This window comes from Paraburkholderia sp. SIMBA_030 (genome assembly GCF_046535245.1).
Taxonomy (GTDB): domain Bacteria; phylum Pseudomonadota; class Gammaproteobacteria; order Burkholderiales; family Burkholderiaceae; genus Paraburkholderia.
This window is the reverse complement of the sequence record NZ_JAWRXB010000587.1, coordinates 1-270: the sequence shown is the minus strand read 5'-3', so window position 1 is coordinate 270 and position 270 is coordinate 1. Positions and strand designations below refer to the sequence as shown.

Here is a 270-nt window from a genome sequence, read left to right as displayed (position 1 = left end):
AACGCCGTTCAGCGTCACCGCGATCTGCTGGGCGCGACCAATCCGGCAAACGCACTGGCTGGTACTCTGCGCGCTGATTACGCTGACAGCCTGACCGAAAACGGTACCCACGGTTCTGATTCCGTCGAATCTGCCGCTCGCGAAATCGCTTATTTCTTTGGCGAAGGCGAAGTGTGCCCGCGCACCCGTTAATAATTTCGTAAATGCCGCGTGCAAACGTGGCATCCGTGCGCCAGAATTTGTACAATGCAGCGCCCCCGGACGAGCAGC

At 58.5% G+C, this 270-nt stretch carries 1 protein-coding gene; it reads left to right on the top strand.

From position 1 onward, the window contains the following. Positions 1–192: nucleoside-diphosphate kinase (locus SB772_RS41295; protein WP_410838689.1), on the top strand; the 192-nt coding region annotated here is incomplete at its 5' end. Positions 193–270 lie beyond the last annotated feature (78 nt).